Raw genomic sequence first — 20,160 nt, forward strand, 5'->3', positions numbered from 1 at the left:
ACCACCAAGTGATCAAGGCACGCGTCACCGTTACATTGAAAAACGGCGTTCTCGACCCGCAGGGCAAGGCCATCGTCGGCGCACTCGGCAGCCTCGGTTTTACCGGCGTCAACTCCGTACGTCAGGGCAAGGTATTCGATCTGGAACTGGAAGGTTCCGACAAGGCGAAGGCTGAAGCCGAACTGAAAGAAATATGCGAAAAGCTGCTCGCCAATACGGTGATCGAAGATTATTCCATCGCCATTGGCTGATGTGACTTTCCCGGTTAAGGACCAAGGCACGCCATGAAATCCGCAGTCATCCTTCTCCCCGGCCTCAACCGTGATCGTGACATGATCGCAGCGGTTACCAAGATCACCGGCAAGGCGCCCGTGACCGTATGGCAGACCGACACGACCATTCCCGACGATGTGGATCTGATCCTCATACCCGGCGGCTTTTCCTATGGCGACTATCTGCGTTGCGGCGCGATTGCGGCACGCATGCCGGTCATGCAGGCCGTACGCGAAAAAGCCGACAAGGGCGTCAAGGTCATGGGCGTCTGCAACGGCTTCCAGATTCTCGTCGAAGCCGGTCTCCTGCCCGGCGCCCTGATGCGCAATGCCTCGCTCAAATTCGTCTGCCGTGAAGTGAAGCTTGAAGTCAGCAATGCCAATACAGTCTTCACCCGCGGCTACAGGCAGGGACAGATCATTCGCTGCCCGGTCGCGCATCATGACGGCAATTATTTTGCCGATGCCGAAACGCTGAAGCGCCTTGAAGGTGAGGGTCAGGTTGTCTTCCGCTATGCCGAAGGCACCAACCCGAACGGATCGGTCAATGACATTGCCGGCATCGTCAATGAACGCGGCAATGTGCTTGGCATGATGCCGCACCCTGAAAACCTGATTGAAGACGCCCATGGCGGACGTGACGGTCGCGCCCTTTTTGAAGGCGTCCTGGGCATTGCTGCCTGATCGGGACAAGCTTTCCACCTCAACGGCGCGCAATCAAAAGCGCGCCGTTATCTTTTGAAAAATGGATTCAAAAGACAAGTGTAACTATCTGTTTTCATGAATTTCAATTTTCTGCGCGCAGTCGTTTTTTCTGGCGCCCGATCACATGATGTTCAATATGCCTTCAGGGCAGATAAAGCTTCTGGCTCTTCAGTAAAATTCGTGTCACCCTTATTGCCTGTTTTGCAATTTATTGGGAGATCCGACCATGCAGCTTTATACCAGACCGCTCTCTCCCTATTCTGCCTTTGCCCGTGGTGTATTGTATCTTAAAGACTTGCCCTTCAAGCCCATAACGCCTGCCTATCCATTCGCCGCTGAAGTGGCGAAAGTGAATCCTTTCAAGCGCATACCCATTCTGGTTACCAGTTCAGGTGAAGTTCTTTATGAAGCTGCCGTGATTGCGGAATATCTGGAAGACCATTTTCCGCACAAGACGCTTTTGCCGGGTACCCCGCGCGAGCGTGCATTGATCCGGCTTCTGGCGCGCATTGCCGAGCTGGATGTACTTGGGCCAGCCAACAAGCTGTTCGTGTTGTTGTCAAAACAGGAACGCGACCTGCCTACCATTGCCCGCTTGTTTGAAAAAATGCATGCCGGTCTTGCCGTGGTGGAAAGCCGCCTTGGACCGGGCGATTATGCGATCGGCAATACGCCCACCCTTGCCGATGCATGGTTGTTGCCGGTGCGTTTCCTGATGGAGCCGCTGAAGAAATTATCCGGCAAGACAGATTTACTGGACGCCTATCCCAGATTCGATGCATATGCGGCAAAGGCAAAGCAGAATCCGGCGCTTGAACGCATCTGGAATGAAATGAGCGATGGTCTGCAGGATTTCATGCCGCAACTTGTCTGACATTCCTTCCAGACATTCACCCGGCAGGACATTTCCCATCGAACAGAATCATGCGAAATGCCTGTCTTCAGTTTACTCATGTCCTGAGCCCAAAGCCCCACCCTTTGGGCAGACATGCTCAAGCCCAGCCGTGGAGTACTTTCTTGAACTGCAAAAAACTTGCCATTCTAGCCCTGCCTGCGCTTGCGCTGATTGCAGCCTGTTCACCACGCCCTTCCGCACCAAGCCTGCCCCATCCAAGCCGTGCGGCCCTGCCCACCATGGAGCGCGTGGCATTGGCTGCAAACCACTGCTGGTTCAAGTCCAAAGACAAGGATTTCCGCGGCTATACGCTGGCGCCGGAGCTTAATTCCTATACCGGCCGGCCGCGCATTCTGGTCGTGCCGGGCAGAAACCCTGCCGCGCGTCCGCTTCTGGTCGTGCAGGCTGAAGGCAATCCCGCCCGTGTCGAAACCTTCGGCCCCCTGCTGCAACAGGTTCAGGGAGCACGCATTCTCGATGATGTGAATCGCTGGGTAGCAGGACAGACCGGCTGTTAGGGCCGCTCCGGCCTGTCTTATCCGGCAGGGGTGGAAAAAGCCACAACGCCTTGCGATTTGCCATGGAAAGCGGCATTTTCCTGTCGCTCTTTTGGACAACTTGGGTTAAAGAGGCGCCTTGAAACCTAAGGCGACCGTCCCTCAGGCACAGGGCGCCGGACGCCGCAGCCTGCAACGGGGTTCCCCATTTCCATGACTATTTCCAATACGCGAGAAATCACGCCGGAACTGATTGAGGCACACGGCCTGAAGCCAGAAGAATATCAGCGCATTCTTGCACTGATCGGACGCGAGCCAACCTTTACCGAACTCGGCATCTTTTCGGCCATGTGGAACGAACATTGTTCGTACAAGTCCTCAAAGAAGTGGCTGCGTACCCTGCCGACCAGCGGCCCGCGCGTCATTCAGGGCCCGGGCGAAAATGCCGGTGTGGTTGATATTGGCGATGGTGACTGTGTCGTCTTCAAGATGGAAAGCCACAATCACCCGTCCTATATCGAACCCTATCAGGGGGCGGCAACGGGCGTTGGCGGTATCTTGCGCGACGTCTTCACCATGGGCGCACGTCCGGTCGCAGCCATGAATGCGCTGCGCTTTGGCGAGCCTGACCATCCAAAGACCCGTCACCTTGTTTCCGGTGTCGTTGCCGGCATAGGCGGCTATGGCAATTCCTTCGGCGTTCCGACCGTTGGCGGCGAAGTCAATTTCGACAAGCGCTACAATGGCAATATTCTCGTCAATGCCTTTGCGGCGGGTCTCGCCAAGACCGACGCCATTTTCTATTCCAGAGCCGAAGGTGTTGGCCTTCCGGTTGTCTATCTCGGCGCAAAGACCGGTCGCGATGGTGTTGGCGGTGCCACCATGGCCTCGGCCGAATTTGACGAATCAATCGAGGAAAAGCGCCCGACCGTTCAGGTCGGCGATCCCTTCACCGAAAAATGCCTGCTGGAAGCCTGCCTTGAACTGATGGCCTCGGGCGCAGTCATCGCCATTCAGGACATGGGTGCTGCCGGCCTCACCTGCTCGGCAGTTGAAATGGGCGCCAAGGGCGATCTCGGTATTGAGCTCAACCTCGATAATGTTCCGGTGCGCGAAGAAAACATGACAGCCTATGAAATGATGCTGTCCGAGAGCCAGGAGCGCATGCTCATGGTTCTGAAGCCGGAGAAGGAAAAAGAGGCAGAAGCCATTTTCCGCAAATGGGGGCTGGATTTTGCCATTGTCGGCAAGACCACGGATGATCTTCGCTTCCGTGTCATTCATCAGGGCGAGGAAGTCGCCAATCTGCCGATCAAGGAACTGGGCGACGAGGCACCGGAATATGACCGCCCATGGGTTGAACCGGCAAAGCCTGCACCTCTGACCGCAAGCGATGTGCCGCAGGTTCAGGACTATTCCGCTGCTCTCATCAAGCTCATCGGCTCGCCAGACCTGTGCTCGCGTCGCTGGGTCTATGAACAATATGATACGCTGATCCAGGGCAATTCGCTGCAATTGCCGGGCGGTGATGCCGGCGTCATCCGCGTGGAAGGCCATGCCAAGAAGGCGCTTGCCTTCTCGTCGGATGTCACCCCGCGCTACTGCGAGGCCGACCCGTATGAAGGCGGCAAGCAGGCTGTGGCCGAATGCTGGCGCAACATTACCGCCACCGGCGCAGAACCGCTGGCTGCCACCGACAATCTCAATTTCGGCAATCCGGAAAAGCCGGAAATCATGGGGCAGTTCGTCAAGGCAATCGAAGGCATTGGCGAAGCCTGCCGCGCGCTCGATTTCCCGATCGTCTCCGGCAATGTGTCGCTTTACAATGAAACCAATGGTCAGGCGATCCTGCCGACGCCAACCATTGCCGGCGTTGGCCTGATCCAGGACTGGACGCAGATGGCGCGCATTGGCGGCATGCAGGACGGTGACGTGCTGGTTCTGCTGGGTGGTGACGGCAGCCATCTTGGCCAGTCGGTCTATCTGCGCGACCTGTTTGGCCGCGCCGATGGCCCTGCCCCTCATGTCGATCTTGCCATTGAAAAGCGCAATGGCGAATTCGTCCGCTCGGCCATCCGCAATGGTCAGGTGACTGCCTGCCACGATATTTCTGATGGCGGACTTGCGATTGCTGTGGCAGAAATGGCGATAAAATCGGGCAAAGGTGTGGCAGTGGATGCAGGCGATGGCCTGCCGCATGTCTTGCTGTTCGGTGAGGATCAGGCCCGTTATGTCGTCGCCGCCACGCCAGAAAATGCCCGCCTGATCGCGCTCAATGCAGAAGGTGCCGGCATTCCGTTCCGCATCCTTGGCACGGTTGGCGGTGATCGCGTCAGGTTCGGCTCGGTCTGCGATGTCAGCCTTGCCGATCTGGTCAATGCATATGAAGGCTGGTTCCCGGCCTTCATGAATGGCGAACCGTCGGCCGACAACTGATCGCCAGTTTCCTTTTCCTGATCGCCCGGCCTGGATATTTCAAGCCGGGCGATTGTTATTATGACTATTTAATTGTTAGACAGATATCCGTTGACGTAGCACCATGGTAGGCTACGATTCGAATATGAAGCAAAGCCTGACAACAGGAGAATTTGCATGGCTATGGACGCACACGAGATCGAAAAACTGATACGCGAAGGTATTCCTGACGCGAAGGTGACGATCCGTGACCTTGCCGGAGATGGCGAACATTATGCGGCGGAAGTGGTTGCCGAAAGCTTTCGCGGAAAATCGCGCGTACAGCAGCACCAGATGGTCTATGACGCCCTGAAGGGCAATATGGGTGGTGTTCTGCACGCACTCGCGCTGCAGACCAGCGTACCGGAATGATATCTGCCGTCCATGGAAATGGGCATATATATATGCACGCGGGGTGTTTCGCTGCAGGCAATTGTATATATGTAGGTGACCCGCAATAGTATGCCGGAATTTGAACCGGCATTTGAAAGGAATGACGATGCCAGGCATCAATGATTTCATCGATAATGAAGTAAAGACCAATGACGTCGTGCTCTTCATGAAGGGCACGCCGGACTTCCCGCAGTGCGGCTTCTCCGGACAGGTCGTACAGATCCTCGACTATCTCGGCGTAGACTATAAGGGCATCAATGTTCTGGCTTCTGACGAACTGCGTCAGGGCATCAAGGACTATTCCAACTGGCCGACCATTCCGCAGCTCTACATCAAGGGCGAATTCATCGGCGGTTGCGACATTGTGCGCGAAATGTTCCAGTCCAACGAACTGCAGACCCTGCTTGCCGACAAGGGCATTGCCACCAGGGCTGCCTGACCTTCGGACCGGGCACATTCCGCCCCCGTTGCAAAGGCGCCCGACAGGCGCCTTTGCCATTTTCACGCCTGATCAATCAGCCGCACGCGCTGAACTGTCATATCTGGCCCAATCTCTGAAATCTGCCGCAAAACGGCCTATCATCGGTCAAGGATGCAAACAACATGCCTCTCGACTCCAAGCAGCCTGAACGGGATTCGTTCGCCATTGGACGCCGCGAATTCATCGCGATCATTGCCGCCATCATGTCGATCAACGCGCTTGGCGTTGACATCATGCTGCCTGCGCTGCCGCAGATCGGCGAGTCACTGCATGTCCAGTCTGCAAACCATGTGCAATATATCATCACCGCCTATCTGCTTGGCATGGGGGTTTCGCAATTATTCTATGGCCCGCTCAGTGACCGCTTTGGACGCAGGATTCCGCTTTTTGGCGGTCTTGCCATCTATATTGTCGCCTCGCTTGCCTCTGCGTTTGTCAGCGACTTTACCACAATGATCATTCTGCGCATTCTGCAGGGGGTTGGCTCTGCCTCAAGCCGTGTGATCTCCATGTCAATCGTGCGTGACCGTTTTTCCGGACGCGCCATGGCCGAAGTCATGTCGCTGACCATGATGGTCTTCATGATCCTGCCAATCCTGGCGCCAGCAACGGGACAAGTCATCCTGTTCTTTGGCAACTGGCACCTGATCTTCATCATGATGGCCCTCATCACCGCCGTCATCGGCCTGTGGGTGCTCATACGCATGCCGGAAACGCTTGCCGATAGCAATCGCCGTCCCCTGACCTTCAAAAGCGTGGTCGGCGGCTTTGGCATTGTCATGACCAACCGCATTGCGCTTTGCTATATGCTGGCCACATCCTTCATTCTTGGCGCTCTGTTCGGCTATATCAATTCGGCGCAGCAGATCTTTGTCGACATTTATGGCCTTGGCGAATTCTTCCCGCTGGCTTTTGCGATCGTGGCGGCAACGCTGGCGCTGGCCTCCTTCCTCAATTCGCGACTGGTCGGCCGTTTCGGCATGCGCCGCATTTCGCAGACCATGCTGTTTTCCTTCATCGGTTTCAGCCTGTTGTGGGTGGTGCTTGAGCTTGTGCTGGAGGGCCCCATCCCCTTCCCGATCCTGATGACACTTTACATGATCGTGATGTTCTCCTTCAGCCTGGTCATGGGCAATTTCAATGCCCTTGCCATGGAGCCGCTGGGGGCAATTGCGGGTACGGCTTCTTCCGTGCTCGGCTTTACCCAGACGATCATCGGCGCATCCCTCGGCGCGGTGATCGGACAGGCCTTTGACGGCACCACAACCCCGGTTGCCTGCGGCTATTTCGTGCTTGGCATTATTTCGCTGGGCTTTGTGCTGATTGCTGAAGGCGGAAAACTGTTTCGCGTGCAAAACCAGCCCAGACGGCATGAACAGTAATTCAGAGACAACAATCCAGTAAAAGGCCCGTCAAGTGCGGGCCTTTTCCATTTGCAGCCTATTCGCGGAAAAGCGCCTGATGAATGGCCCGCCAGCTTTCCGCATCGGGTGCGGCGAGCAGGCCGCCACCCGTATGACAGGGCAGATAGTCACTGCCATCCCAGCGCTTGAGATAACCGCCGGCTTCCTGATGAATGAGCGCACCCGGCAGATGATCCCATGGCATCAGCCGACTATAAGCGGAAAAATGCGCGCCGCCCGTGGCGAGAATGCGATAATCATGCGCGGCACAACGATAGCCGATCTGTGCCAGGAATTGCGTCAGATTGCGTGCAAGACGCGAACGCAAAGGCTCAAGCGCATATTGCCAGGACACAACGCCTGTCATGCGCGCAATGCTGTCAGGCGCCGCAACATGCGCTGGCCGTTCTGTCCCGTCCGAGCGGCGAATGACTGCGCCACTGCCCTTCATCGCCATGATCCAATCCTTGCAGACCGGGTCATGAATGATGGCTGCAATGGTCTCGCCCCTTGCCACGACCGCCAGCATGACTCCAAAGAGCGGCACGCCAGAGGCAAAATTGAACGTGCCATCGACCGGATCAATGGTGATGGCGAAATCTGCCGAAGAAAGCCCGTCAAGCAGGCGGGGATTGGCGGCACAGGCCTCCTCGCCGACGATCAGGGCATTGGGAAAACGCTCTTCCAGACGTGCCGTGATCAGCCGTTCCGCATTGACGTCAGCCTCTGTCACCAGATCGGCAGGCGAGCTTTTCTCATGAATGGCGCCGGCATCAAGACGGCGAAAGCGTGGCATGATTTCCAGCTGGCCTGCTTCGGCCAGCACGCCGGCCAGCCAGTCCATATGAGAAGCATCAAATTTCATCTTTTGTCATGCCCGGTTGCAGCGCGAGGGCAGCAAAATTAAACAGCTTGCGATCAAGCAGATGGCTGGGGCGGACATTGGTCAGCGCACGGATCATCGTGTCCTTCCGGCCCGGCATGCGCCTTTCAATATCGGCCAGCATGGCCTTCATCGCATTGCGCTGCAGCCCGTCCTGACTACCGCACAGATTGCACGGAATGATCGGAAACTTCATGGCAATGGCGAATTTTTCCATGTCATCTTCCGCCACATAGGCAAGCGGGCGGAACACCATCAGATCACCGTCATCATTGACCAATTTGGGCGGCATGGCAGCCAGTCGCCCGCCATGAAACAGGTTCATGAAGAAGGTTTCGAGAATATCTTCCCGGTGATGCCCCAGGACAATCGCCGTGCAGCCTTCCTCGCGTGCAATGCGGTACAGATTGCCGCGACGCAGGCGCGAGCAGAGTGAACAATAGGTCTGGCTTTCCGGAATCTTCTCGGTCACGACCGAATAGGTGTCCTGATATTCGATCCGGTGCGGAATATCATATTTGTTGAGCCAATCCGGCAGGATGTGTTTCGGAAAATTCGGCTGGCCCTGATCGAGATTGCAGGCCAGAAGCTCTATCGGCAGGAGCCCGCGCCATTTCAGATCCAGCAACAGCGCCAGCAAGCCATAGGAATCCTTGCCGCCAGACAGGCAGACCAGCCAGCGTTCACCTGGCTTGACCATGGAGAAATCCTCGATCGCCTGCCGCGTCATGCGCAGGAGGCGCTTGCGCAGCTTGTTGAACTCAACCGAGGCAGGCACATCCCGAAACAGGGGATGACAGCCATCACTGCCAGTATCTGCCGTCATTTCCGAATCTATGGCGTTCATGTTCTTGCCTGTCTGATGAAATATGGCGCCTACATACAAAAAAGCCTCAGCAAGGGGAAGCACAAGACAAGCAGTTCCAGGGAAAGTGGATACCGGTTTCCGTTCGCCATGGTGAAAAGACAAGATGCCGGCAATTTTCTGATCCCATGATTGCCGGCAAAGAAAAACCCGCACCGGTGACAGCGCGGGCTCGGATTTCTTCAGATGTTGCGCCACGGGGGCGCAATCTATTAACGCGAATAGAATTCGACGACCAGATTTGGTTCCATCTGGACGGCATATGGCACATCCGAAAGAGACGGAACGCGGGTGTAGGTCGCAACCATCTTGTTGTGGTCAACTTCGATGTAGTCCGGAACATCACGCTCAGCGAGCTGAACCGATTCCAGAACCATTGCGAGCTGCTTCGACTTTTCGCGTACTTCAACCACATCACCTGGCTTCAGGCGGTAGGACTGAATGTTGACGCGACGGCCGTTCACATTCACGTGACCATGATTGATGAACTGACGGGCAGCGAAGATCGTCGGTACGAACTTGGCGCGGTAAACAACAGCATCCAGACGCGATTCGAGCAGACCGATCAGGTTTTCACCCGTATCGCCCTTGCGGCGTACTGCTTCCTCATAGGTCCTGCGGAACTGCTTTTCAGAAATGTCGCCGTAGAAGCCCTTGAGCTTCTGCTTTGCGCGCAGCTGTACGCCATAGTCGGACAGCTTGCCCTTGCGGCGCTGGCCATGCTGGCCCGGGCCATATTCACGACGGTTTACCGGGGACTTCGGGCGGCCCCAGATGTTTTCGCCAAGACGACGGTCAATTTTGTATTTTGCGGATTCGCGCTTGCTCATCGCATTTCCTTATATGTTGGAGCACCTTGCGGCGCAGACAGGAAACGCGCCCTCCTCTGCCACCATGACTGGTGACTGACAGGATGAAGCACGCGAACGCAGGCCTCATCCACGGGACACGTCAAATGAAACGCCGGAGCCATCAGCACCAGCGCTACGGGCTTTTAATCGCTGCAGGACGCGCTTGTCAAGGCAAGACCCCACTTTCCGCGACTCTGTTCGCATTCGTCATGAAGTCTGACGGTGCCATGCCTGTGCAGGCCTTGTTTCCCATTGCCGCTCCTGCCTGTCCCCACATGCCGGGAAACTGACTGCGGTGAAAGCCTGCGCGCTATCTATTTCTTGCGATACTTCGTCATATATCGCTGAAGTATAATACAGGCTCAGACATAGAGTATCCCAAGGAGGGGCTGATGCATAAACTCACGACAGCCACTTTCGGGTCGATTGTGATGCCTGCTGGCACAACAAGCATCCTGCCCGCCAAAATGAACAGTACACCACTTTCTTTAGATCGCTCCAACGAGTGTGATCTTTATGCATATGAGAAATGCCAGCGTTACAGCAGTGCGATTGGCCGGTTCAACCGATGTTATGCGGCAATCTATCGCTATTGCCTCAATAGCCAGGGTTGGAAAGTTGATTGAAAAGCCCATCCGCTGGATGTGGTAAAAGGCAATGTGCGATTGCCAAGCCTTTTGACATGTCCGCAGAATGAAATGACCGTGACACAGACATGACGGAGATCTCTGCCTCGGTGTTGCGGCCGTTCATTCATCCAGCAGTGCCATGCACCTTCTGTGCGGGATGGATCGACCCAGATGCCAAGTCTCGATGACTGGTTTGGGCGCCATTATTCTACATGGCTGAAAAGCTGAATGGCGCCTGAAACCGGGACTGCCACTGCGCTGGAATGGCAGTCCCGGCAAGCCCTCTCCCCAGCGCCACTCGGCGCTGTCGCATCTCGTCCATCGTCATGGAACACACGAGCAAAGATACGCACCTGTATGCGCAGTCAGTCTGATTGTTGCCCTGCTGTTGCCAGTCTGTTTCCCGACCGTGGCCTTCACACATCGGCATACATTCACCAAGCTGAAGGCAGGGCCATCAAGGTGGGCTCAGTTCAACCGTCCCCTGAAACGGCATCCTTGCACTGTCGTCACACGCTTTACAGGAACAGGCATGACCAGAATCGCATTGATTGGAGCCAGCGGATTTGTCGGCTCTGCCATTTTGAAAGAAGCTGTTGCGCGGGGCAACGCGGTCACTGCCCTGGTGCGTCACCCGGAAAAGGTTGAAAGGCTTGACAATGTCATAGCCATCAAGGCCGATGTGTTCGATACGGAAGCACTGGCAAAACAGCTTGCCGGGCATGATATCGTCATCTCAGCCTTCAATCCGGGATGGGAGGCCGACAATATCCGGCAGCGTCATGTTGAAGGCAGCCGCGCAATCACCGAGGCGGTCAAAAAGGCGCAGATCAAGCGCCTGATCGTGGTTGGCGGTGCAGGCAGCCTTTATGTCAACGGCGCGCAGCTGGTCGATTCACCGGATTTTCCGGCCGAATGGAAAGAAGGTGCTCTGGGGGCCAGGCAAGCGCTCAATGATCTGCGTGCGGAAACCGAACTGGAATGGAGTTTTGTTTCGCCGGCCATCATGCTAGAGCCGGGAGAGCGCACGGGCCAATATCGTCTCGGCGGCGATGAGCCGGTATTTGACGCCAACGGCAATTCGAAAATTTCTGTCGCTGATCTTGCCGTCGCCATTCTCGATGAGGCCGAGCAGGGCAGACATATCCGCAAGCGCTTTACCGCGGCCTATTGATAGGCGTCGATTGATGCCCCCAATCAATATGCCGCCCGGTGATATAGAGCCCCTGCCCCACGCCGGGTGATATGCGCCCATGGCAGCCGTTCATTGAAATAACCGGTTGATATTGACCAGTGCATACGGTCATTGAGACCTGCCGGTTGAGCCGGATCTCCGGTGTGTTCTTGACACACCGGAAAGATCAGACCAGCTCCACGTCAACGACGCCCGGTATTGCCTTCATTGCCGAGGCGATCTGCGGCGAGACACGATAGCGGTGCGGCAGCTCGATCTCGATTTCGCGCTGACCATTATCCTTGATCAGAATGAGACTGACCTGCCCGTCGCCGCGCGTATTGAAATGCGGCGCGATATGGCGAATGACATCGGCTGTACGCAGATAAAGTCGCATTGCCTTCTGCATCCGACAGGCTTCATCTTCCAGTGACAGGACGGTCTGGATACGCAGGCCAATTCCTTCCGGCCGGTTTTCTGCTGCGACAGTCACAACAACGGATTTGCCGCTTTCCAGCAGATCACGATATTGCGCCAGCCCTTCCGAAAACAGCACCGCTTCAAACTGGCCGGTCGCATCCGACAATTGCACAATGCCCATCTTGTTACCAGTACGGGTCTTGCGCTCCTGACGGGCGGTGACCGTTCCAGCCAGACGGCCAGCCGTTGCGCCACGCTTCACGGCAGCGGCAAAATCGGCCCAGCTTTGCACGCGCATGCGCTCCAGAACCTGGCGATATTCGTCCAGCGGATGGGCGGAAAGATAAAAGCCGACAGCCTGAAACTCGCGATGCAGTTTTTCCGATGGCAACCATGGCGCAACCTGCGGCAGGATGAGCTTTTCCTTTGGCACGCCAGACATGCCAAAAATATCGGACTGACCGCTTGCCGCATTTTCCTGCGTGCGCTGCGCAAACCCCATGATGCGATCAATACCGGCGCTGAGCGATTCACGCGAATGACCAAAGCAATCCAGCGCCCCGGCATTGATCAGGCTTTCCAGCACGCGCCGGTTGACGATGCGCGGATCGATGCGCTCACAGAAATCCTCAAGACTTTCAAATGGCTTTTCCGCCCGCACCGCCACGATATGGTCAACGGCCGCTTCGCCCACGCCCTTGATCGCCGCAAGCGAATAGAAAATCTTGCGCTCGCCGACCTCGAAGGCACGATAGGAGGTCATGACGGAAGGCGGGACGACCTCAATACCAAGCCGCATGGCTTCCAGACGGAAATCATTCAGCTTTTCCGTATTGTTCATATCATAGGTCATCGTCGCGGCGAGGAACTCGACCGAATAATGCGCCTTCATATAGGCGGTCTGATAGGAAACAATGCCATAGGCTGCAGCGTGCGACTTGTTGAAGCCATAGTCGGCAAACTTGGCCAACAGGTCGAAGATCATATTTGCCTGCGCCTTGTCCACACCCCGCTCAACCGCGCCATCCACGAAACGGGCACGCTGCTTGTCCATTTCTTCGCGGATCTTCTTACCCATGGCGCGGCGCAACAGGTCTGCTTCACCCAGCGAATAGCCGGCAAGCACCTGCGCGATCTGCATCACCTGTTCCTGATAGACAATGACGCCTTGCGTTTCCTTGATCAGGTGATCGATCTTCGGGTGAATGGAGGCAATTTCTTCCTCGCCATTCTTGCGCGCATTATAGACCGGGATATTTTCCATCGGCCCCGGACGATAGAGCGCAACAAGGGCGATAATATCCTCGATCCGGTCAGGTCGCATGCCAAGCAGCGCCTTGCGCATGCCCGCACTTTCCACCTGGAACACGCCAACCGTCTCACCGCGCGAGAGCATTTCATAGGTCAGCTTGTCATCATAGGGCAGATGGGTGAGATCGATCTTGATTCCCTTGCGTGCCACCAGCTTGACGGCCGTCTGCAGCACCGTCAGCGTCTTGAGGCCAAGAAAGTCGAACTTGACGAGGCCTGCCTGTTCAACCCATTTCATGTTGAACTGGGTTACCGGCATGTCCGAACGCGGATCGCGATACATGGGCACGAGCTCGGACAGTGGTCGGTCACCAATCACGATGCCGGCGGCATGCGTTGAAGCGTGGCGGTAAAGCCCCTCAAGTTTCAGCGCGATGTCAAGCAGCCTGCCAACGACCGGCTCCTTCTCGCGCTCTTCCATCAGCTTCGGTTCTGTTTCGATGGCCTGGGCAAGCGATACCGGATTGGCCGGGTTCTGCGGCACCAGCTTGCAGAGACGGTCAACCTGACCATAAGGCATTTCCAGCACGCGCCCAACGTCGCGCAGCACGGCGCGCGCCTGCAGTGTACCAAAGGTGATGATCTGGGCGACCTGATTGCGCCCATATTTCTCCTGCACATAGCGGATCACCTCTTCGCGGCGATCCTGACAGAAGTCGATATCGAAGTCCGGCATCGAAACGCGATCCGGATTAAGAAAACGTTCAAACAGCAACGAGAAGCGTAACGGGTCAACATCGGTGATGGTCAGGGCATAGGCCACCAGCGAACCCGCACCCGAACCACGCCCCGGCCCGACGGGAATGTCATGCGCCTTTGCCCACTTGATGAAGTCCGAAACAATGAGAAAGTAACCCGGAAATTTCATGCGGGTGATGATGCCGATCTCATATTCGAGACGCTCTTCATATTGCTCAGGCGTATAGCCTTCCGCACAGCCGGCCGTCTCCAGCCGCATTTTCAGCCCCTCGCGCGCCTGACGCGCCAGCTCATCGGCCTCTGCCTGCATGGCTGCTTCAGGTTCCTCCGTCTCGCCGGTAAAGCGCGGCAGGATCGGCTTTCTGGTCTGGGTGAACCAGCTGCAGCGCTGAGCGATTTCGACGGTATTGTCGAGCGCTTCCGGCAGATCGGAAAACAGCGCCACCATTTCGGCACGGCTTTTCAGATAATGATCCGGCGTCAGACGACGGCGATCATCGTTTGACAGGATCTGGCCTTCTGCAATCGCAAGCAGGGCGTCATGCGCCTCATAATCTTCCGCCGTAAGGAAAAAGGCCTCATTCGTGGCAACCAGCGGCAAATCAAGCTCATAGGCAAGCCCGATGGTCCTTGCCTCAAGCGCACGGTTATAGCCGGCATGGCGCTGCAATTCGACGTAAAGCCGATTGCCAAAAATCTGCTTCAGGAATTCAAGCCTTGAACGCGCCCGATCGGGCCTGTCCATCGACAGCGCATGGCCAATCGGCCCAAGCGGCCCGCCGGTCAGAACAATGATATCCCTGGACAGATCCCTGAGCCAGCCCGCTTCGATATGCACCGGATCGCCGGTTGGCGTATCGAGATAGGCGCGGCTGACCAGCCGAACCAGATTGGCATAGCCTTCTTCGGTCGCTGCCAGCATGACCAGTGGCGCCAGATCCAGCGCCATCTTGCGATTGGCACTACGGCTGTTGTCGCTGTGATCGCCAAAGGCAATATCAAGCTGACAGCCGATGATCGGCTGCAGCCCCTCTTTCGAGGCTTTCTGCGCAAATTCAAGCGCACCAAAAAGATTGTTCGTATCGGTAATCGCAATAGCCGGCGCCTCATCGGCTATTGCCTGTTTGATGATCTTTCCAACCGGAAGCGCACCTTCCAGCAGGGAATAGGCCGAGTGAACCCGCAGATGCACAAAGCGCGGTGATGATCCGCCTGTTGCCGTCGCATTGTCTGCTGTCTCACTCATTGCATCAATCCTGTTTGATTGCACCAGTTCCGTCGCATGTGTCGTGGCGGGTCCGCCCCCACGATTCTATGAGGTGCTTATCGCAGTTTCCGGCAATGCGCATCGCATGTCCACAGAAACAGGCAATTGTGAACAGGCTGCACGAAAATTGTCCGCTGTTCAGATTGCGCTGACCCAGATGGCGAAAGTGGCGACAAACAGGCTGACGGAGATGAAGGACAGAACGTCTTGCACGATATCAGTCATGGAAAGCTCCTCTCGTTCACTTATGTTTTTAGTTTGTTCCTTTTTTGTTCATAAGTCAACACCAATCAGAGCGTCCGCTTGCATTTAAGGTTTACAGAATATGAATAGGCAGAATCGCGCCTGCGCGCTTACCGTGCGGCACGCTGCAAACATGTTTTCGTGGGGGGAAACCTCCGAGGGGCGCCAGATCAGAGATCGACGACCTTGCCGTCCCTCAGCGTCACGACGCGATCCATCCGGCGGGCCAGATCATGATTATGGGTAGCAATCAGCGCAGAAAGGCCCGACTGGCGCACCAATGCTTCCAGCGCGCCAAAGACATAGGTGGAGGTTGTCGGATCAAGATTGCCGGTCGGCTCGTCAGCCAGCAGCACCAAAGGCGCATTGGCAACCGCGCGCGCAATTGCAACGCGCTGCTGTTCGCCACCTGACAATTCCGCCGGACGATGCGAAGCGCGTTTGCCAATCTTCATATAATCAAGCAGCATCTGCGCACGTTCTGCCGCCACCTTCCGGTCAAGGCCGCGGATCATCTGCGGCATCATGACATTTTCCAGCGCAGAAAATTCCGGCAGCAAATGATGGAACTGATAGACAAAGCCAATATCGTTGCGGCGGATCGCCGTGCGGTCCTCGTCGGACAGATCCTTGCAGGAACGCCCATCAAGGATGACATCGCCACTGTCCGGCCGTTCCAGCAGACCGGCCGTATGCAGCAGGGTGGATTTTCCGGCTCCTGAAGGGGCGACCAGGGCCACCATCTCGCCACGCCGCAAGGTAAATCCAGCGTCTTTCAGAATGACCAGCTCGCGGTCGGCTTCCTTATAGGCGCGCGCAACATTTTCCAGCCGCAGAACAATATTCCCCGCCATCATTCATACCTCAGGGCTTCAACCGGATCGAGCTTGGCTGCACGCCAGGCCGGGAAAATCGTGGCGATGAAGGAAAGAACCAGTGCCATGATGATGACGGACAGCGTTTCGCCCAGATCCATCTTTGCCGGCAACTGGCTGAGGAAATAAAGTTCCGGGTTAAACAGCGTCGTGCCGGACAGCCACGAGAAGAACTCACGAATGCGCTCGACATTGAGGCAGACGACAATGCCAAGGACGACACCGGCAAATGTGCCGGCAACGCCGATCGCCGCCCCCGTCATCAGGAAGATGCGCAGGATCGAGCCGCGCGTTGCTCCCATGGTGCGCAGGATGGCAATGTCGCGTCCCTTGTCCTTCACCAGCATGATGAGACCGGAAATTATGTTGAGAGCCGCAACCAATACGATCAGCGTCAGGATCATGAACATGACATTGCGTTCGACTTCCAGCGCCGAGAAGAAGGTCTGGTTGCGCTGACGCCAGTCAATCAACGACAACTGGCGGCCGGCCGCCTCCTCAATCGGTGCGCGCAGCGCATCCACATTGTCGGGATTGTCGGCAAAGATTTCGAGCGACTGCACCTTGCCTTCCTGATTGAAGAAAAGCTGCGCTTCGCTGAGGGGCATCATGACAATGGAGGCATCATATTCCGACATGCCGATCTCAAAGATCGCCACGACATTATAGGCCTTCACGCGCGGATTGACGCCAAATGGTGTCACGTCGCCTTCTGGTGAAATGACGCGCAGACTGTCGCCAACGGACAGGCCGAGATTTTCGGCCATACGGGTGCCGATGGCAACGCCACCTGCCTGATCAAAGCCTGTCAGCGTGCCCTGCCGGATATTGCCGGACACAAGTTTCAGCTTGTCCAGATCTTCCTCACGCAAGCCCCGCACCAGAGCACCCGTGCCAGCGCCGACATTGCCCTGCACAAGCGCCTGCCCTTCCACGACCGGAATGGCAAAGCTGACGCCGGGAATGGCGTCAATGCGCGGGATCAGCGTGGCATAATCATCAAGCGGCCTGTCAATCGGCTGCATGATGAGATGGCCGTTAATACCAAGAATACGGGTCAGCAGCTCGGCGCGAAAACCGTTCATCACCGCCATGACGATGATGAGCGTCGCAACACCCAGCATGATGCCGGTGAACGAAAATCCGGCAATCACCGAAATGAAGGTCTCGCGACGGCGCGCCCGCAGATAGCGCCAGGCGATCATGCGCTCGAAAGCCGAGAAAGGCCCGGAGCCAGGCTCTTTCCGTGCTGCTTTCGCTGTCTGTCTGGGCTCGGTCTTTGCCGCCGCGTCACTCATTTTCAGGCAACCAGCATATTAATTGCAGCTTCAACCGAAAGTGTCTGGCGTTCACCAGTCTTGCGATCCTTGATTTCGACTTCACCAGCCGCAACGCCACGCGGGCCGACGATGACCTGGGTCGGCAGGCCGATCAGGTCCATGGTAGCGAATTTCGACCCCGGACGTTCATCCGTATCGTCGAGCAGCGGATCAAGACCAGCATTGCTCAGAGCTTGATAAAGCTTTTCGCTGACGGCATCACAGGCTTCATCGCCCGGCTTCATGTTGACAATGCCAACACCGAACGGCGCAATCGACTTTGGCCAGATAATGCCGGCATCGTCATGGAAGGCTTCAATCGCGGCGGCAACCAGACGCGACGGGCCAATGCCATAGGACCCCATCGACACCAGATGTTCCTTGCCATCCGGCCCCTGTACCTTCGCGCCCATCGGCTCGGAATATTTGGTGCCGAAATGGAAAATATGGCCGACTTCGATACCACGGGCAGACAGGCGGTCTTCCGGCCTGACCTTTTCCCATGCCGCTTCATCATGCATTTCATCGGTTGCGGCATAAGGCGCTGTCCAGCGATTGACGATCTCGGTAAGCTGCGCGTCATTGCGGAAATCCGTATCCGCACCAGGCACTTCAATGTCGAGATAGGCGCGGTCGCAATAGACCTGGCTTTCGCCCGTCTCGGCCAGAATGATGAATTCATGGCTCAGCTCACCACCGATCGGGCCAGTATCGGCGCGCATCGGAATGGCCTGCAGGCCAACGCGGGCGAAGGTGCGCAGATAGGCCACGAACATGCGGTAATAGGCCATTTTCGCACCCTCATAATCAAGGTCGAACGAATAGGCATCCTTCATCAGGAATTCGCGCGAACGCATGACACCAAAGCGTGGACGCACCTCGTCGCGGAACTTCCACTGAATATGATAGAGGTTCAATGGCAGATCCTTATAGGAACGCACATAGGCGCGAAAAATGTCCGTGACCATTTCCTCATTGGTCGGACCATAGAGCATTTCACGATCCTGGCGATCCCGGATACGCAGCATTTCCTTGCCATAGGCATCATAACGGCCGCTTTCGCGCCACAGATCGGCCGACTGGATTGTCGGCATGAGGATTTCATTCGCGCCTGCGCGGTTCTGCTCCTCACGAATGATATCGCAGACCTTGTTGAGAACCTTCAAGCCAAGCGGGAGCCACGCATAGATACCTGCCGACTGCTGGCGGATCATACCGGCACGCAGCATCAGCCGGTGAGAAACGATCTCCGCCTCTTTTGGATTTTCCTTCAGAATGGGCAAAAAATAGCGCGACAGCCGCATCGTAACCACCGAATCTTGAGAGAAACCTGATTGAATCAAGAATCAGGCATAATTAAAGCCAAGGTGATGGCTTATTAACCACAATTGACGTGGTTGAAAACCCGCGTCAGCGCAGCTTTTCCATCCCCAGCCACGGCTTCAGCTGATGCACCTCCCCAAACGGAATACCCACAATCCGGTACCGAACAAGATTTACGCGTGTTTTCAATGGATTAGAATTTCCGCAATTCGCAGATTCAAATATTGAGAAAGAATTATGACAAACAATAAGATTCCTAGTGACAAAACGTGTGCAGTTCGCTATTTTTTTCAGCATAACAAACACAACGGAAGATAACCGTTGATCACACGCGGTCAAAGTCTTGGGAGGATAGATCCTGGCGCGGTCACTCGCAGCCGCTGGTTCGCCGGCAACGGATCGTCGCGTAATTGAATTGGCAAGGCGCAAGCCTTGCTTTTTTTTTGCCCTTTCAGGTTTCCCTGGAAAACAGATTCCGGAAGCCCATATAACCTATTGATTTAGTAGGATTTAAAAACCGTGGCTGACCATCACATTTCAAGTCCACCTTTTGGCCGCACTCTTTGTCAGGATCGGACTGCAATCGCCATCCAATATAATTTTAGATTTTGCTTAAACTCTACCGGATCGATTTCCACCAGAAAAACGCATCACCCCTCCAGATGAAAACAGAATTTTCAACCGGATTTCTGCCTATTTTTTAGGCGCAGCCTCGCGCAAGGTTGCAAGTATAGTTGCGGGATAAACATGGGATCTACTGTCACGATGCCAGTATAAGTTAAATCGATTTATACGGCGCAAATTCCGCAAGCAGGCACAGACTGCAGGCATCTGATGGCAATCGCAGACTCGGTCCGATGCGCGCGGCGCAACATCCCTGTCATATCCGTGACGCCCGGGTCTGCGATCCCATGTGCCGGGCTTCCCGTTCAGCATTGATCGAAAGCCCGCACAAGCCTCGCAGTTTCTGCCCCTGTCCCGGGCATCCCAACGGATGGCCTTCACGTCAATGAACATGGTCCAGCGCAGGAAAATGGAACCGGTTTCTGTCCGGAACGGCAGCGAACCGATAATCGGAACACTTCGAACCCTTGAATTGCGTCAGCAGCCGCCAAACCCAGAGGTGGTTCGGGAAATCTGGACAGCGGAGATAAGTGGAATTTCTGCCTGACTTCGGCTTAGATGCCGAGAACAGGAGATA

Annotated in this window: 17 protein-coding genes; 10 read left to right on the plus strand and 7 right to left on the minus strand. The window is 55.9% G+C overall.

Annotated elements, in window-relative coordinates:
• The first annotated feature begins 8 nt into the window (after positions 1 to 8).
• From purS to ACFO1V_RS12410, 8 genes are all read left to right on the plus strand, one after another.
• Positions 9 to 251 (plus strand): phosphoribosylformylglycinamidine synthase subunit PurS, encoded by a 243-nt coding sequence (purS, locus tag ACFO1V_RS12375; protein ID WP_374830514.1) that lies wholly within the window; start codon positions 9 to 11, stop codon positions 249 to 251.
• A gap of 33 nt (positions 252 to 284) precedes the next feature.
• A complete protein-coding gene (gene purQ / locus ACFO1V_RS12380; RefSeq protein WP_374830516.1) occupies positions 285 to 956 on the plus strand; it encodes a phosphoribosylformylglycinamidine synthase subunit PurQ in 672 nt (223 codons plus the stop codon).
• A gap of 247 nt (positions 957 to 1,203) precedes the next feature.
• Positions 1,204 to 1,851 (plus strand): glutathione S-transferase family protein, encoded by a 648-nt coding sequence (locus ACFO1V_RS12385; RefSeq protein ID WP_374830518.1) that lies wholly within the window; start codon positions 1,204 to 1,206, stop codon positions 1,849 to 1,851.
• 50 nt (positions 1,852 to 1,901) lie between these two features.
• Positions 1,902 to 2,390, plus strand: coding sequence for a hypothetical protein (locus tag ACFO1V_RS12390; RefSeq protein WP_374830520.1), 489 nt, complete (start codon positions 1,902 to 1,904; stop codon positions 2,388 to 2,390).
• A 192-nt stretch (positions 2,391 to 2,582) separates the two neighbouring features.
• Positions 2,583 to 4,805, plus strand: coding sequence for a phosphoribosylformylglycinamidine synthase subunit PurL (gene purL / locus ACFO1V_RS12395; RefSeq protein WP_374830522.1), 2,223 nt, complete (start codon positions 2,583 to 2,585; stop codon positions 4,803 to 4,805).
• A gap of 156 nt (positions 4,806 to 4,961) precedes the next feature.
• On the plus strand, positions 4,962 to 5,195 hold the full coding sequence (locus ACFO1V_RS12400; RefSeq protein ID WP_374830524.1) for a BolA/IbaG family iron-sulfur metabolism protein: 234 nt from the start codon (positions 4,962 to 4,964) through the stop codon (positions 5,193 to 5,195).
• A gap of 127 nt (positions 5,196 to 5,322) precedes the next feature.
• Complete coding sequence (gene grxD / locus ACFO1V_RS12405) at positions 5,323 to 5,655, plus strand: Grx4 family monothiol glutaredoxin (protein WP_374830526.1); 333 nt, start codon at positions 5,323 to 5,325, stop codon at positions 5,653 to 5,655.
• 164 nt (positions 5,656 to 5,819) lie between these two features.
• On the plus strand, positions 5,820 to 7,079 hold the full coding sequence (locus ACFO1V_RS12410; RefSeq protein ID WP_374830528.1) for a multidrug effflux MFS transporter: 1,260 nt from the start codon (positions 5,820 to 5,822) through the stop codon (positions 7,077 to 7,079).
• Between the two features lie 58 nt (positions 7,080 to 7,137).
• Here the strand turns inward: ACFO1V_RS12410 and ACFO1V_RS12415 are convergent, their stop codons facing one another.
• The 3 genes from ACFO1V_RS12415 to rpsD all read right to left on the minus strand — a co-directional run bounded on the left by ACFO1V_RS12415 (position 7,138) and on the right by rpsD (position 9,678).
• Complete coding sequence (locus ACFO1V_RS12415; RefSeq protein ID WP_374830530.1) at positions 7,138 to 7,965, minus strand: inositol monophosphatase family protein; 828 nt, start codon at positions 7,963 to 7,965, stop codon at positions 7,138 to 7,140.
• Positions 7,955 to 8,830: a tRNA 2-thiocytidine(32) synthetase TtcA gene (gene ttcA / locus ACFO1V_RS12420; RefSeq protein ID WP_374830532.1), complete on the minus strand. Its 876-nt coding sequence runs from the start codon at positions 8,828 to 8,830 to the stop codon at positions 7,955 to 7,957. The genes ACFO1V_RS12415 and ttcA overlap by 11 nt, the downstream gene beginning before the upstream one ends.
• A 230-nt stretch (positions 8,831 to 9,060) precedes the next feature.
• Positions 9,061 to 9,678, minus strand: coding sequence for a 30S ribosomal protein S4 (gene rpsD / locus ACFO1V_RS12425; protein ID WP_374830534.1), 618 nt, complete (start codon positions 9,676 to 9,678; stop codon positions 9,061 to 9,063).
• 413 nt (positions 9,679 to 10,091) lie between these two features.
• Between rpsD and ACFO1V_RS12430 the strand changes: the two genes are divergently transcribed.
• The gene (locus ACFO1V_RS12430; protein ID WP_374830538.1) at positions 10,092 to 10,325 is read left to right on the plus strand and encodes a hypothetical protein; all 234 of its coding nucleotides are present in this window, start codon (positions 10,092 to 10,094) and stop codon (positions 10,323 to 10,325) included.
• A gap of 535 nt (positions 10,326 to 10,860) precedes the next feature.
• The gene (locus ACFO1V_RS12435) at positions 10,861 to 11,502 is read left to right on the plus strand and encodes an NAD(P)-dependent oxidoreductase (protein WP_374830540.1); all 642 of its coding nucleotides are present in this window, start codon (positions 10,861 to 10,863) and stop codon (positions 11,500 to 11,502) included.
• A 187-nt stretch (positions 11,503 to 11,689) separates the two neighbouring features.
• Here ACFO1V_RS12435 and dnaE read toward each other — a convergent pair whose 3' ends face one another.
• The 4 genes from dnaE to proS form a co-directional block, all read right to left on the minus strand.
• Positions 11,690 to 15,178, minus strand: a complete 3,489-nt coding sequence (gene dnaE / locus ACFO1V_RS12440; protein ID WP_374830542.1) for a DNA polymerase III subunit alpha — start codon at positions 15,176 to 15,178, stop codon at positions 11,690 to 11,692.
• Between the two features lie 434 nt (positions 15,179 to 15,612).
• The gene (locus ACFO1V_RS12445) at positions 15,613 to 16,296 is read right to left on the minus strand and encodes an ABC transporter ATP-binding protein (RefSeq protein ID WP_374830544.1); all 684 of its coding nucleotides are present in this window, start codon (positions 16,294 to 16,296) and stop codon (positions 15,613 to 15,615) included.
• On the minus strand, positions 16,296 to 17,615 hold the full coding sequence (locus ACFO1V_RS12450; protein WP_374830546.1) for a lipoprotein-releasing ABC transporter permease subunit: 1,320 nt from the start codon (positions 17,613 to 17,615) through the stop codon (positions 16,296 to 16,298). Before ACFO1V_RS12450 ends, ACFO1V_RS12445 begins: the two co-directional genes overlap by 1 nt.
• 2 nt (positions 17,616 to 17,617) lie before the next feature.
• The gene (gene proS / locus ACFO1V_RS12455) at positions 17,618 to 18,940 is read right to left on the minus strand and encodes a proline--tRNA ligase (protein WP_374830548.1); all 1,323 of its coding nucleotides are present in this window, start codon (positions 18,938 to 18,940) and stop codon (positions 17,618 to 17,620) included.
• Positions 18,941 to 20,160 lie beyond the last annotated feature (1,220 nt).

Source organism: Daeguia caeni (genome assembly GCF_042653845.1).
GTDB lineage: Bacteria > Pseudomonadota > Alphaproteobacteria > Rhizobiales > Rhizobiaceae > Brucella > Brucella caeni.